This window comes from Exiguobacterium sp. 8A, from assembly GCF_902506275.1.
GTDB lineage: Bacteria > Bacillota > Bacilli > Exiguobacteriales > Exiguobacteriaceae > Exiguobacterium > Exiguobacterium profundum.
This window is the reverse complement of the sequence record NZ_LR733630.1, coordinates 1,350,761-1,364,246: the sequence shown is the minus strand read 5'-3', so window position 1 is coordinate 1,364,246 and position 13,486 is coordinate 1,350,761. Positions and strand designations below refer to the sequence as shown.

Below are 13,486 nucleotides of genomic sequence, written 5' to 3'. Positions count from 1 at the left end.
TGTTCAAAACGCTCTGGAGTCGCATAAAGGGGGTGTTGCATAGCATGGGATTCATCAAAGGGATCGCAAAGGTCACAGATATTCAAGGGACCACTGTCAGCGATGAGATGTATCAAGCAATTGATCGCTGGCTCTGCCTGTATCAAGGGAATGTCGAGAGCTTTAGCTGGTCATCACGTCCAAAACTTGTCTGGAAAGTCCAAGAAGATGGAAAGTCCGCACGCGTACTGAGAACATTGAACCTACCGAAATTGATTGCACAAGAGATGGCACAGCTCACATTCAACGAGAAGTTCGTGCTGAACATCTCGGACGAGCGGATTCAATCGTTCATCGACGAGACGTTCAAAATGAACAAGTTCGGAACGCGGATGCAGGAACATTTCGAAGTGATGTATGCGACGGGCGGTGTGGCCGTCGAGGCGTACGTCGAAGGTGGCGCGGTTCGGCTCAACTATATTCATGCGAACAGCTTCTATCCTATCGCATGGGATTCGAGCGGGAAAGTATCAGAAGCCGTGATCATATCTGACGATTTCGTTCAAGGAAATGAACGCTATCGCTTGCTACGGTGGCACGTTTGGGAGAAAGTCGGTGACCAAAAACTGTATACGATTCGGAACCGTCTCTATAAGGCGGACCGTAACGATAAGGATGACATCGGGATTGAAGTCTCACTCGACTCTGTTCCACGATACGCGGACGTCGAGGCGGTCATCAGCATACAGGGATTGAAGAATCCTTTGTTCGCTTACACGAAACCGGCGACGAAGAACAACGTGGATATCACCAGTCCGCTCGGTATCAGTCTTTTCGCCAATGCGATTGATACCATACACACCATCGACTATGTATTCGACAGCTTCGAAAATGAGTTTTCGATGGGGAAGAAACGCATCCTTGCTAGTGAACAGGTGTTAGAGACCGTGGACGAAAAGGGCCAACTGGTCACCCGATTTAATGCCGATACGTCCGTCTATACGCCGCTAAACTTTGGAGATACTGATACTCCTATCAAAGAAATTGATTTTAGCTTACGAGTCGAAGAACACTTGTCAGCAATCAATGGGCTACTGGAAACATTGAGTGCGCAGATTGGGTTTAGCTCAGGGACGTTTACGTTTGATGGACAATCCGTCAAGACAGCAACAGAAATCATCAGCGAGAAGTCCAAGACGTATCGCACGAAGCAGACAAACGAGGTCAACAGTATCGAACCGTTCATAAGAGATATCGTCGCCATGATTCTGGATGTCGCGACGGCAGCGGGACTCATCCCACCACCTGGTGACTATGAGATCAACGTCGCGTTTGATGACTCAATCGCCGAGGACAAGAAAGCGACAACGGAGCTCCAAATCCTACGAGTCGGGGCGGGGCTACAATCAAAATTGGATGCAATCATGCTTCTCGATCGTCTGGACGAAGAAGCGGCGCGTGAGAAGTTGCGACGTATCCAAGAGGAAGAACGGGCTGTCATGACACGTGACCCGCTCATGAGCGGAATCGGGGAGGGACTAGACGATGCCGACACCGACCCAGTATGACCAATCTAGTTTGTTCGTCAACGAGCTCTATCTCGAATTAGAGCGTGAGATGCTGACGAAGATTGGACGGTTATTGGCAACAAATAAAGTCATCACCTCGGACAATGTCATCAACTGGCAGGTCGAGCGGTTGCAATTGCTCGGCCGTTTGAATGATGAACAGATACGATTGATCGCCAAGACATCGCGAAAGACACCGGAAGCGGTCAAGCAATGGTTGAACGAAGTCGGGATGATGTCTGCTGAAGAAATCGAACCAGGCATACGGGAAGCATTACCCGATCTGCCTGTACCGGCAATCAGTGAGTCGAACCGGATTCTCGAAACCATCCTACTCTTTGAATCGAATGCACAAGACACGCTGAACCTGATGAACTCGACGATGCTTGCCACGTCGACACAGGCGGCGCGAGATATCGTCTCCAAAGTGACTGCCGAAGTGCTGACAGGAGCGAAGACGCACGATCAGGCATTACGTACCGCTGCACGACAGCTCGCCTCTCAGGGCGTGACTGCCCTCGTCGACAAGGCGGGGAAGAAATGGTCCGTCGAGGGATACATGCCGATGATGACGCGTGCCATTTCCGCTCAGACCGCTGCTAAAGTTCAAGAAGCACGGATGGACGACTACGACATCGACTTGGTCGAGATCAGCTCACACGCCGGGTCTAGACCGTCACATATTCCGTATCAAGGAAAGATTTACAGTAGGAGTGGGAACAGTCGACGTTATCCGTCTTTGAGTGAGACGTCCTACGGGTCGATCACTGGTATTGTGACAGGAATCAACTGTCGGCATGTCATGTACCCATATGTACAAGGGAAGTCCATCAAGCGATACGAGCCATATGACAAAAAGGAAAGTGAGGAACTGTACAAGCTCACTCAACGTCAACGGGCTATCGAGCGGGAGATACGGGCCGCAAAACGAGAGTTACGGATGATGGAACAATTACGCGATGAGACAGGCATCGCAGAAGCAAAAAAACTGATACGTGAGCGGCAAGCGAAGATGCGTCTATTCATCGATGAGCATGAACTGACACGCCGCCGTAATCGTGAACAAATTGTTTAGGGAGGGATGTAGATGTCACGTGTAGTACGGGATGTACAGGGAGAGGACGGTAGGTTCCGCGTCTCTGGCGTCATCAAGAACCCGACAAGTCTAGCGGCCACGAGTGCAAACGCACTTGTGTTCAGTTTGCACTTCGATTCTGATACCAAATTGGTCCCTACCCAAAGTTGCCGGTTGAAGTATAACCGGACGGACAACATCAACAGTATTTTCACTTCTTATGTATACCTTCGCAAGATAGACGCCGCGCCACTCACTCCACAGGCCTTTTTCAAAGGTGGGACGCCACGGTATGGCTCTGGTGACGTGGTGATTGAGAGTCGGGTCGAGACGAGACCGAGGAACACGATTTGTAATGCGCAGTTCGTCGGCATCAACGGCTGGGTCGACGCTGCGGAATCTTACAGAATCGCCCGAAACACAACAGGTGAGATTTTCCAAGACATCAAAATCCCGTTCGCCGATTTCTTAGAGGGTGACGCGGTCTACGAGCTCGCGCTCGTCATCGGGGCATCTGATGCATCGATCGTCACGGGTAGTTTCAGCTTCGATTTCGTCGAGACGCATCAAGGTTACTGATTCATGGTCCGTTTACTCGTGGTGGACGTTAAATAAAACGTAGGACTTTACTCAACTAGGAGGGCAACACCATGCATAAATACAATCTTTTACCGCTCAACCTTCAATTCTTCGCAGAGGCGACCGGAGGAGCGGGGCAAGACCAAACAGGACAGCAGACGACGGACACGCAACAAGGAACCGGCGGAGCTGGTACAACTCCACCAGAAGAGGGAGGGCAAGGCAAGACATTCACCCAAGAAGAGCTCAACAGCTTCTTGGCCAAACAGAAGAACGACACACAGGCGAAACTATTGAAACAATTCGGTGCGGATAGCGTCGACGCTGTGAAAGAACGACTTGCGAAATTTGAAGAATGGGAATCATCCCAGCGGACCGAGGCCGAGAAACAGGCAGCAGCGCTCCAGAAGACACAAGAACAGTTCAACCAGACGGCGGCCGAGAACGAAGCGTTGAAGGCGCAGATGTCCGCCATGAAGTCGGGTGTCAAAGCAGATTCCGTCGAGGACGTCGTCACCTTGGCCCGTTCTCTTGTGAACGATGAGACGCCGATTGACGAGGCGATCAAGAAGGTAGTGGAGAAATATCCACATTTCTCACAGGAAGCTGTGGATAAACCCAAAGTACCGAAATTCGTTCAACCAGGAACCGGACAATCGACCGGAAATTCGTTCGAGGAACAATTCTTAGCCGCCTTCGCACCGAAAAAGACTAACTAAAGAAAGAAGGAATCAACATGGCAGCACTTAACTATGCTGAACTCTATACACGGGCGCTGAAGCAACGCTTCACCGTCGGATTACGATTCGTCGATCTATATAACGCCCCAGCGAACGCGACGTTACGCTGGACGAATGCAAACACCGTCCAAATTCCACGCATCGACGTGAACGGGATGACGGACTACAACCGGGATGTCATCGGAGGATTCACCCGTAACGTTGATAATAGCTGGGAGACGAAGACACTCACCCATGATCGGCAATGGAAAACGCTCATCGACCCGATGGACATCGACGAGACCAACCTCTCGGTCTCAATCGCGAACTTCACATCGGTCTTCAATGACGAACAGAAGATCCCAGAGATGGACAAGTTCATGGCATCGAAGCTTCATGCAGAGTTCACGGGTTATGGTGGGGTCCCTGTGACAACGGGCTTGACAACTGCCAATATCCTCAGCATCTTTGATGACATGATGGAACAGATGGACGAGGCCGAAGTACCTCAGGATGGTCGTTTGCTTTACGTTACGCCTACAATCCACAAGTTACTCAAGCAAGCGGATCAAATCCAACGTCAGATGATGGTGACGGCTAACAATGAGCAAGTGTCTCGCGCTGTACGGACACTCGAAGAAGTACGGATTATCGTCGTACCATCAGACCGTATGAAGACGGCCTATGATTTCACAATCGGAGCGGTACCGGCGGCCGGGGCGGAACAAATCAACATGATCTTGATTCATCCTCAGGCGCTTGTCTCACCACAGAAATATGCGATTGCATCGCTCGACAGCCCTTCTGCGGTCACCGATTTGAAATACCTCTGGAACGAGCGGTCATACTGGGACGTCTTCTTGTTCGAACGTCGCGTCCCAGGCGTCAAGATGCATGTGACACCCTAATCTGCCGGACCCCTTGATGCGTACGGTATCTCTCGCCGATGACTTCATGGCAGACACGCAATGGTCGCTACAGTCGGGAGCTGGTACGACGAAGACGGTCGACACGGTGAACACGCTCGATATCCAATCGCTTAAGCTCGCCGTCGACGGGAGCGTGACTACAATTGGCTTCATGCGTCGGACAAACTTCTCCCTCGACGTGAGCGATAAGACAGCCGTTGATGTGACGTTCTTTGTAGCTGATGTCACAAAAGTGAACCGTGTCGTCGTTTTCCTATCGAACCAGACGAACTTTGCGAGCTATAAGTCGAAGATCATCTTGGCATCGGATATGAAAGACGGATGGAACACGGTCAGCTTCTCGATTGAGAACATGAGCGAGAGTGGCACGTTCGATCAAGGCGCGCCCGTTGTCGCCATCCAGCTTCGGTTGGAGGCGGTGAGTGGAGAAATCGCATCGGTCAGCTTCGATCGTTTGGATTTCGTCACGGCTGATCGTGGCTTTGTGTTGTTCACGATGGATGACGGATGGGATACGCAGTTCACGGAAGGCTATCGCATTTTGAATGCACAAGGAATACCCGGCAACATTGGATTGATCCCAAATGCGGTGGGGATGGCTGGTAAGATGTCGGCAGAACAATTCCAGATGGTCTATGACGCCGGCTGGGATTTGTTGAACCATACCGCCACGCACCCAAACTTGAGCACGCTGACGAAAGAAGCGCAACGTATTGAATTGAACACATGTCGCGACTATCTCGTCGCACAAGGGTGGACGCGCGGTGCTCATAGCGTCGTCTATCCGTTCGGTGCCTACAACACGGACACGCTCGATGTCTTGTCCGAGGAGGGCTACGTCTGGGGCCGGACACTTGTCAACGGGCTCGAAAGTCAGAGTCCAATTAACAATTATTTCGTGCGTACTGTCAACCTCGTCCCGTCCGTCACGGATGAGAAGGCGAAGGAGTGGATTGATGAGGCGACACTGACCGGAACAACAATCGTCTTCCTCAACCATCGCTTCGGTACCGATGCCGATCTCGGGGACACGATGTTCTGGACGATTGATCGGTTCGAGGAGTTGGTAGCATACACGGCTACGAGACAACAACAAGGCGCCATCGATGCTCTGAGCGTATCGGAATGGCTATCCATTAACTAAAGAGGAGGAATTCACATGCCAATCGTACAGAAACGAAACAAGCAATTGACGGTCCCGGAAGAAGCGGTCAAACGTTATCTTGATGACGGATATGACTTGATCGAGGTGGACCCGAAGACCAAGAAAGCGGTCGTCAAACATAAGGCAACCGGCGGTATCGTCATCTCGCCTGGTGAGCATCAACAGGTCGTCAAAGAACTTGAGAGCGCACAGGAAGAAATCGAGAAGTTGAAAGCGGAGAATAAGAAGCTACAAGCCGAACTCAAGAAGCAAGAGAAGTAAGGGGGTGTCGATATGGCACTCCCTTTTATTGATATCGATTACTACCGTAACGACTATGTCGGCATCGAGATTGAGGACGATGTCGTACTTGACCGTCTGATTCGTCGCGCGAGCCGAGACATCAACACATTGACGAAACGGCGTATCGGGGACTTGAGCACATGGCACCCGGACATCCAAGACATGGTGAAAGAGGCGACTGCCGCCCAAGTCGAATTCTTGTTCGTGAATGGGGAGACTGCGTCAACCATTGTTCAAGGGACGGCAGCAGGTGGTGGAGTCCGGGTTGGGAGTTATAGCGAAAACGAGGCAGGCGGTTCAAGGAATACTTCGTTGGACGGGATGTATGCGGATAACGTCGTGAGTGTCCTGTTGCCGTCAGGTCTCCTGTATACAGGCGTATCCACTCGACGTGGCGTGTATCGGGGTGGTTGTATTGGCTAGTATTCAACGACGGCTACTGATTCACGAAATCACGTATGAGGAATACGACGAGAATGATCGCTACGGGGCGACGTATAAAGCCCCGGTGCAGGTCAAGTGGGTAAGGATTGAACCGAAGCGGACGGTCATGATCGATGCGAACAATACCGAAATCGTGTCTACGACGCTGTTATTTGTAGACTCACTTAATACCAGTCCTCGCTTTATCCCGAAAGAACAATCGAAAATCACATTCGAGGGCATCGTATACCGTATTCAAAAGGTGAACACTTATTACGCAAACTCCATCCGTGTCCATCATTGGGAAGCGGTGCTCGTATGATTAAGTTTGATGTCAAGATTCAGTTGGGAGATATCGAAGGCAAGATACAGAAGCGGGCTAAAAAAACCCAAGTTGTGTTAGATACGCAGATTTTGAAAGATACGAACACGTTTGTCCCACAAGATACCGGGGAACTGATTCGTTCAGCCATTCGAATGTCCTTAATCGGACAGGGGCGTCTAATTTGGGCGACGCCCTATGCGCGCCGACTTTACTACAATCCGCAATATCATTTCTCGAAAAGCCCGAACCCGAAAGCTCAAGGTCTATGGTTCGAGGCGGCAAAAGCCGTATATCTCGGTGATTGGGTTGCGCTTGCTGCCAAAGAGATGGGAGGTCGTCCACAACGATGAGAGCACTTTTAGACGCATTAGCGGACTATCTGGACACGGAGCTGACCCTCTATGCTCCCGTGAAGGTCGGGAACTTGGATTCGAGCACGGATGCGATTTGCATTCGCCAAGCTCCTTCACCAGATGGACCACGATATTTGAGCGGTAGACGCTTACGCTATATCAATTTTCAATTGTTGGCCAAGTCGGAAGATCAACAACAGGTTCTCGATGCCATGGAACTGATGTCCGAAGCATTGGAATTAAGCAACGGAGACATCGTTGTTCCAGATTTCGAATTTATCAAATGTGAGGTCACTACCGAAACTAACTGGGTCGAGGAGACAAGTACAAATCAACATATCTACACCGCACTCTTCCAATGTCAACTAATCAGAAAGGGGTAACACCATATGTCATTCTTGTTGCAACATAACTACAACATCACGATTACTGAAGGTCTAGCGAGCACGACAGAATTACTCATCGCAGAAGGGATTACGAACTTAGATTTTTCACCGAGTGAGACTGTTACAGAAGATTACTACTATGCAAACGGAGGAGCGGCGACTAAGGATGTAACAGGTACTGTCCTCACGTACGCGTTCACTGGGCATCGTCAAAGCGAGGATGCGGCACAAAACTACATCTTCTCTCTTTTGACTGAATTAGGGCCGGCGCGTAAGACGAACTTCAAGGTTGTCGAACCAGACGGCGCAATGTATGAAGGCGAAGCGACAATCCACGACATCAAAACTCCAAGTGGAGATGCGAACGCGAAAGGTGAAATTGCATTCTCCATCACGTTTGACAAGATTCCGACGTTCACACCAGCGCCACCACCAACACCTTAATAAATTATATCGACGCACAAAATATTAATCGGAGGGATAAAGCATGGCGATTAAAAAGTTTGAGTTGAAAAAAGCATATGAAGATTTACAACTTGGAGAAAAAACGTATCGCTTAGATTTATCGGACGCGGCAATGCAAAAGTATGTACAAATTCCGAAGTTGTTAGAAGATTTTGAGAAAAACAATAAGAAGATTGATGCTTATTCAGCTACCGAGGAACAAGTTTCTGAACGTTTCAATCAGCAACAGCAAATGATGAAACAGTTGATTGAAACTTGCTTAGGCGAGGAAGCGTACGATTCTTTATTTGAAGAATGCGGAGGATCCCATTTGCCCTTGCTCCCTGTATTCGATTACTTGAGCGGGGTGATTCTTCAACACATGAATGAATTGGGGCTTGTCGAGAATGAGCAATTGAAGAAATTAAAACGAAAGGTGAAGTAACATGCGATGTTCTGGCATGAACCGGAAACAAAAGCGAAACAACGGTGGAGAGACTGGGAAATTGACGTAGATTTATCTTTCGATACGGTGTTGCGATTCATCGAACTCTTCCAAATGAACGAGCTGGAAAAGGCGGATCGTCTTTATCATGGGTTCGAATTGTTTGTTGACGAAGAGACCATACAATTTTTCGATGAATATTTGATGAGCATCGATCGCATTGATTTTATGATCGTCTTCGCAAAAGAAAAACTCGGAATCGACTTCATGAAAGAAGCTTCTGATCAAACGTCCGAACTGATTGAAGGCGATGACACAGGAAGCGATGATGAACCTAAACCACCATCATTCGATTTCATTGAAGATGCGAGTCGCATTTACTCATCATTTCTGAAAGACTACCAAATTGATTTGTACGAAAAACGGGGTTCGCTCAGTTGGGCGGATTTTTTGTCGTTGCTGGGAGATCTTTCAGATGAAACAGAATTCAAGCGTGCTATGCATTATCGTAACAAGCCAATTCCGGCCCCGATCAATGAAAAGCATTACTCGAACAAAGATGAAATCAATCACATCAGAGCGATGAAAGAGCGTTACGCATTCAAGTCTGAGCGGATGCGTCAGCTTGTACTAAAGGCACAAGAAGAAGCCTCGTTGCGACAGCTTAAAAACGCATCGGCGATATTTAGAGGTGCTTACGAACGTAAAAAGAAGGGAGTGAAGTCTGATGGCGGCTGATGGAAGAGTTGAGATAGACACGACATTAAGCACTAAAGGGCTTCGCTCTTCTGTTGCATACGTGGAACAAGAATTGAATAAAATTAAAACGAAGGCCACTTTAGTATCAAAGAGTTTATTGCGGAATGGAGATGGGATATCTCAGGTTGGCGGTATCATGACAAGGACGTTCGGGACTGCCACAGCCGTCATTGCTGCTGGTCTAGGTTTTGCCACAAAGACCGCAATGGATTTCGAAGCACAGATGAGCCGAGTGGCGGCCGTCTCTGGGGCGACTGGTAGTGACTTGAAAAAGTTAGAATCTCTCGCTCGAGAGATGGGAGCCACTACACAATTCTCAGCATCTCAAGCGGCTGAAGCACTGAATTTCATGGCGATGGCTGGGTATGATACGACACAAATGATGAACGCTTTACCTGGTGTCCTTGATTTAGCGGCGGCAGGAGGTACTGAACTAGGATTAACAGCAGACATTGTCACTGATGCAATGACAGGTCTTGGTATGAAGGCAAATGAAACAGGTCGCTTCGTCGATGTCATGGCAGCTACAATCACAAAATCGAACACCAATGTTGAAATGCTTGGAGAAACGATGAAGTATGTTGCACCGGTTGCTGGTGCTCTTGGAATTAGCATTGAAGACTTATCTGTAGCGGCCGGGCTTATGGCTAACGCAGGTGTCAAGGCTTCGATGGCAGGTACTGCGCTCCGAAGTGGATTGACACGATTAGTCGATCCGCCGAAAGAAGCGGCAGATGTGATGGAGAAGTACGGCATCGAGCTACAAAAGAATGCCGATGGTTCCGTGAACCTAGCCAAAATGATGCAGGAGTTACGAACGAAACTCTCAGGCGTAGATAAAGATGCACAAGCGGCCGCGATTTCTAGCATCTTCGGTCAAGAGGCAATGGCGGGATGGGCCGCTGTCGTCAACGCTAGTCAATCAGACTTCGACAAGTTAACAGAATCCATTGCCAATAGTGAAGGCGTCGCCTCAAAGATTGCTAAAACGATGAATGACAACTTGGCTGGATCTCTAAAAACACTCCGTTCTGCAGCGGAAGATTTAGCTATTGCTATCGGTTCTCACTTGACCCCGATTCTAAGAACGGTTGTCGATGCAGTGACTGGTGTCATCAACAAGTTCAACAGTCTTTCGCCGACAACACAAAAAATTATTACGATGATTTTGTTGTTCAACTTAGCGCTTAATGGATTCCTGCTCTTTATAGGATTTGTATTGACGGTTGTGGGTAATTTGATACTTGCGTTAAATGCATTACCACCCGTAATTTTAAGTATTTTAGGACCCGTATTTATAGTCATTGGTGCTCTATATGCATTAGGCGTCATTTTTATCATTCTTTGGAATCACAGTGACACGTTCCGAAAAATTGCGACTCAGGCGTGGGACGCTGTCAGCAATGCGGTATCTGCTGCATACAGTGTGATGGCTCCTCTCATTCAAGCACTCGGAAAAGTAATAGCGGAATGGGCAATCGCGGCTGTCGAATATATCGTGATGTTCGCAGGAATGGTTGTTCCGTTTCTACAAAGTGCAGGTCAGGCTTTCTTAACATTATGGGGGAACATTACAGGAGGAGCGGGAGGCGCTCTAAGTTCAATCGGAGGTTTCTTCTCATTCATATTAAGCATTCTATCCCCTGTAATAGAGCGGGTCGTGGCATTCGGAAACGAATTCCAGGAAGCATTTAAGAAAGCACTCAATCTTGATTTCTCAGGTATTGCTGAGATTGTGGCTCAATTCATCCCCTCCTTGATTGGATTATTATTAGGTGGAATCCCACGGCTTGTCATCATTGGATTTAACATCATTCAAACGATTGCAGATTCGATGGGGATGACGTCAGGTGAATTGATCACCAAGGTTGCAGATATTATCGTACAGATGATTGAGTCCTTTACGGCTCAACTCTCGAACTTCATCACTATCGGTACAGAGATGCTGACTTCGATTATCGAAGGTCTGGTTGCCTCGTTGCCGATGCTCATCGAATCATTGACGGGCATTATCGAAATGATTACCTCGCAACTTACGACGAACCTAGCGATTGTAGCGGGATTGGGAATTGAAATCATTACAGCGCTCGTTAATGCGATCACTGTTGCACTGCCTCTCTTAATCGAGATTGGTATTCAAATCCTGACGACGCTAATCACTGGAATTGTCGCAATACTCCCTCTTCTGATCACGACAGCGATTGAAATCTTGAATGTACTGATTACAACAATCGTTAGCTTGCTACCGATTATTATAGACGCTGGGATTCAAGTTCTAATGGCTCTAATTCAAGGGATTATTGATATGCTACCAGCCTTGATTGATGCGGCTATTCTTTTGTTAACTTCTTTAATCGATGTGATCATTACGAGCTTACCAATCGTGATTGATGCGGGGATTCAGATTTTACTTGCCCTGATTGACGGAATCATTCAAATTTTACCTTCTCTAATCGATGCGGCGATTGATTTGGTCATGGCGCTGGTCGATGCCATCATTGAAATGTTGCCTGCATTAATCGATGCCGGTATTCGGATTTTGTATGCTTTGATTGACGGTATTGTACAAATCGTGCCTCAGTTGATTGATGCGGCCATTGAATTGGTCCTAGCGATTGTCCAGGCTTTGTGGGATAATCGTCAGAAAATTATTGATGCAGGTATTGATTTGATTAAGGCGTTAATCAAAGGGATATGGGAAATGCGGAGCGAAGCAAAAGATGCGATGTTTGATCTGGGTGAAAAGATTATTGAAGAAATTAAGAAAGTGGACCTATTACAAGTCGGAAAAGATATCATAAACGGTTTGATAAGCGGTATCGGTTCGATGGCAAGTGCGGTGACGAAGAAGGTTCAAGAAGTTGCCGGAAATATAAAAGATGCAATCACGAGCAAACTAGATATTCATTCGCCTTCTCGTTGGATGCGAGATAAGGTAGGTAAAATGATTCCTGCGGGTATAGCAGTGGGGATTGATGCCAATACAAGTGAGGCACTCGCGGCGATTGATAACTTGAGTGACGATCTGATGTTCACATCATCAAGTCCAGTCTCTGGAATGATGAATGGAGCGGGAACGACAGCAAATACGGGTGATGCTCGTCCGCAAATGATCGATGTATCAATGTACATGGACGGCGAGTTGATGGCACGGGTCATCGAGAGATTTATTAATACTGCTCAGCAAGATCGTACCTCACTCAAAATCTACGCGAAAGGTGGGGCGGTCTGATGATCGAGTTTGAATTTTTAGATGGCACTAAAACAAATACAGATGAGTTCGGACTCACCGTGAAAGAGTTCGAGGTGGAACCTCTGACGCTTCGTCATCGTTTCGAACAGATTGAGATGCTAGAAGGGAATATCCCAATGGGAAGCACGCATGAACAGAGGCGGATCATGATGTCCGCCCGTCTTTTTTTAGATGACCCAAATGAATTCCCTTTGTACCGAGATTGGATACAAGGGGTTTTCGCACGTTTGCAGCCTTGCTATATCACAGACCCTCGTCAGCCATTCAAGAGATGGCTTGTAATTCCAGAAGGAACTCCAGAGTATGAGCATAGGAATTATGGGCGGGTTGTTTATGTGACGTTGAACTGGGTCACATATGGTCTTCCGTATGCAGAAGCAATCACGACAACACTGACACCATACGAATGGGGGCAGGGCTACTTTTGGGGTGCTGGTCTTGAATGGGGAGAGAATCAGTACTCATTCTCGAACACTAACCGGTTCATCATCAATAACTTCGGAAATGTTGAACTGGACCCTCGGAAACATAAAGAATTTCGAATCGTCTACAAAGGTGCTTCAGACGGTTTGACCATCACAAACCTGACGAATCAAGAAGTATTTGTCTATAACGGAGTGTCTGGTGTTGATGATGAAATCGTACTAGACCGGATATTCACTACAAAGAACGGATTGAATATTGTCCGCGATACAAACCGTCGTGTCATAACACTTGCAGCGGGAGCGAACGAGTTCATTTTGGCCGGAACCTCATCACCTTTTGAGATTTCTTTTGAGTTCCGTCCATTGTTCTACTAGGA

At 48.0% G+C, this 13,486-nt stretch carries 16 protein-coding genes; all 16 read left to right on the top strand.

Annotated features, from left to right (window positions below):
* Positions 1-44: 44 nt before the first annotated feature.
* The 16 genes from GVY42_RS07055 to GVY42_RS06980 all read left to right on the top strand — a co-directional run bounded on the left by GVY42_RS07055 (position 45) and on the right by GVY42_RS06980 (position 13,484).
* Complete coding sequence (locus tag GVY42_RS07055; RefSeq protein WP_159562739.1) at positions 45-1,547, top strand: phage portal protein; 1,503 nt, start codon at positions 45-47, stop codon at positions 1,545-1,547.
* Positions 1,525-2,622, top strand: coding sequence for a phage minor capsid protein (locus GVY42_RS07050; RefSeq protein WP_159562738.1), 1,098 nt, complete (start codon positions 1,525-1,527; stop codon positions 2,620-2,622). Before GVY42_RS07055 ends, GVY42_RS07050 begins: the two co-directional genes overlap by 23 nt.
* Before the next feature lie 12 nt (positions 2,623-2,634).
* Positions 2,635-3,201, top strand: coding sequence for a hypothetical protein (locus GVY42_RS07045; protein ID WP_159562737.1), 567 nt, complete (start codon positions 2,635-2,637; stop codon positions 3,199-3,201).
* A 71-nt stretch (positions 3,202-3,272) separates the two neighbouring features.
* Positions 3,273-3,920, top strand: coding sequence for a hypothetical protein (locus GVY42_RS07040; RefSeq protein WP_159562736.1), 648 nt, complete (start codon positions 3,273-3,275; stop codon positions 3,918-3,920).
* A 17-nt stretch (positions 3,921-3,937) separates the two neighbouring features.
* The gene (locus tag GVY42_RS07035) at positions 3,938-4,828 is read left to right on the top strand and encodes a capsid protein (RefSeq protein ID WP_159562735.1); all 891 of its coding nucleotides are present in this window, start codon (positions 3,938-3,940) and stop codon (positions 4,826-4,828) included.
* A 16-nt stretch (positions 4,829-4,844) separates the two neighbouring features.
* Complete coding sequence (locus GVY42_RS07030; protein ID WP_159562734.1) at positions 4,845-5,993, top strand: polysaccharide deacetylase family protein; 1,149 nt, start codon at positions 4,845-4,847, stop codon at positions 5,991-5,993.
* A gap of 15 nt (positions 5,994-6,008) precedes the next feature.
* The gene (locus GVY42_RS07025; RefSeq protein WP_159562733.1) at positions 6,009-6,275 is read left to right on the top strand and encodes a hypothetical protein; all 267 of its coding nucleotides are present in this window, start codon (positions 6,009-6,011) and stop codon (positions 6,273-6,275) included.
* Between the two features lie 12 nt (positions 6,276-6,287).
* Positions 6,288-6,719, top strand: a complete 432-nt coding sequence (locus tag GVY42_RS07020; RefSeq protein WP_159562732.1) for a hypothetical protein — start codon at positions 6,288-6,290, stop codon at positions 6,717-6,719.
* The gene (locus tag GVY42_RS07015; protein WP_159562731.1) at positions 6,712-7,041 is read left to right on the top strand and encodes a putative minor capsid protein; all 330 of its coding nucleotides are present in this window, start codon (positions 6,712-6,714) and stop codon (positions 7,039-7,041) included. The genes GVY42_RS07020 and GVY42_RS07015 overlap by 8 nt, the downstream gene beginning before the upstream one ends.
* Entirely contained in the window at positions 7,038-7,394 is a 357-nt protein-coding gene (locus GVY42_RS07010) for a minor capsid protein (RefSeq protein WP_159562730.1), read from the top strand. The genes GVY42_RS07015 and GVY42_RS07010 overlap by 4 nt, the downstream gene beginning before the upstream one ends.
* Complete coding sequence (locus GVY42_RS07005; protein WP_159562729.1) at positions 7,391-7,780, top strand: hypothetical protein; 390 nt, start codon at positions 7,391-7,393, stop codon at positions 7,778-7,780. Before GVY42_RS07010 ends, GVY42_RS07005 begins: the two co-directional genes overlap by 4 nt.
* 6 nt (positions 7,781-7,786) lie before the next feature.
* Positions 7,787-8,227, top strand: a complete 441-nt coding sequence (locus tag GVY42_RS07000) for a phage tail tube protein (protein WP_159562728.1) — start codon at positions 7,787-7,789, stop codon at positions 8,225-8,227.
* Between the two features lie 43 nt (positions 8,228-8,270).
* Positions 8,271-8,672, top strand: coding sequence for a hypothetical protein (locus GVY42_RS06995; protein ID WP_159562727.1), 402 nt, complete (start codon positions 8,271-8,273; stop codon positions 8,670-8,672).
* Positions 8,673-8,678: 6 nt separating this feature from the next.
* The gene (locus GVY42_RS06990; RefSeq protein WP_159562726.1) at positions 8,679-9,410 is read left to right on the top strand and encodes a Gp15 family bacteriophage protein; all 732 of its coding nucleotides are present in this window, start codon (positions 8,679-8,681) and stop codon (positions 9,408-9,410) included.
* Entirely contained in the window at positions 9,400-12,663 is a 3,264-nt protein-coding gene (locus tag GVY42_RS06985) for a phage tail tape measure protein (RefSeq protein ID WP_159565548.1), read from the top strand. Before GVY42_RS06990 ends, GVY42_RS06985 begins: the two co-directional genes overlap by 11 nt.
* On the top strand, positions 12,663-13,484 hold the full coding sequence (locus tag GVY42_RS06980) for a phage tail domain-containing protein (RefSeq protein ID WP_159562724.1): 822 nt from the start codon (positions 12,663-12,665) through the stop codon (positions 13,482-13,484). Before GVY42_RS06985 ends, GVY42_RS06980 begins: the two co-directional genes overlap by 1 nt.
* The last annotated feature ends 2 nt before the right edge of the window (positions 13,485-13,486 follow it).

Excerpts from the sequence above, each read along its gene's own strand:
- GVY42_RS07055 (WP_159562739.1), top strand. The coding sequence starts at position 45 with ATGGGATTCATCAAAGGGATCGCAAAGGTCACAGATATTCAAGGGACC.
- GVY42_RS07050 (WP_159562738.1), top strand. The coding sequence starts at position 1,525 with ATGCCGACACCGACCCAGTATGACCAATCTAGTTTGTTCGTCAACGAG.
- GVY42_RS07045 (WP_159562737.1), top strand. The coding sequence starts at position 2,635 with ATGTCACGTGTAGTACGGGATGTACAGGGAGAGGACGGTAGGTTCCGC.
- GVY42_RS07040 (WP_159562736.1), top strand. The coding sequence starts at position 3,273 with ATGCATAAATACAATCTTTTACCGCTCAACCTTCAATTCTTCGCAGAG.
- GVY42_RS07035 (WP_159562735.1), top strand. The coding sequence starts at position 3,938 with ATGGCAGCACTTAACTATGCTGAACTCTATACACGGGCGCTGAAGCAA.
- GVY42_RS07030 (WP_159562734.1), top strand. The coding sequence starts at position 4,845 with ATGCGTACGGTATCTCTCGCCGATGACTTCATGGCAGACACGCAATGG.
- GVY42_RS07025 (WP_159562733.1), top strand. The coding sequence starts at position 6,009 with ATGCCAATCGTACAGAAACGAAACAAGCAATTGACGGTCCCGGAAGAA.
- GVY42_RS07020 (WP_159562732.1), top strand. The coding sequence starts at position 6,288 with ATGGCACTCCCTTTTATTGATATCGATTACTACCGTAACGACTATGTC.
- GVY42_RS07010 (WP_159562730.1), top strand. The coding sequence starts at position 7,038 with ATGATTAAGTTTGATGTCAAGATTCAGTTGGGAGATATCGAAGGCAAG.
- GVY42_RS07005 (WP_159562729.1), top strand. The coding sequence starts at position 7,391 with ATGAGAGCACTTTTAGACGCATTAGCGGACTATCTGGACACGGAGCTG.
- GVY42_RS07000 (WP_159562728.1), top strand. The coding sequence starts at position 7,787 with ATGTCATTCTTGTTGCAACATAACTACAACATCACGATTACTGAAGGT.
- GVY42_RS06995 (WP_159562727.1), top strand. The coding sequence starts at position 8,271 with ATGGCGATTAAAAAGTTTGAGTTGAAAAAAGCATATGAAGATTTACAA.
- GVY42_RS06990 (WP_159562726.1), top strand. The coding sequence starts at position 8,679 with ATGTTCTGGCATGAACCGGAAACAAAAGCGAAACAACGGTGGAGAGAC.
- GVY42_RS06985 (WP_159565548.1), top strand. The coding sequence starts at position 9,400 with ATGGCGGCTGATGGAAGAGTTGAGATAGACACGACATTAAGCACTAAA.
- GVY42_RS06980 (WP_159562724.1), top strand. The coding sequence starts at position 12,663 with ATGATCGAGTTTGAATTTTTAGATGGCACTAAAACAAATACAGATGAG.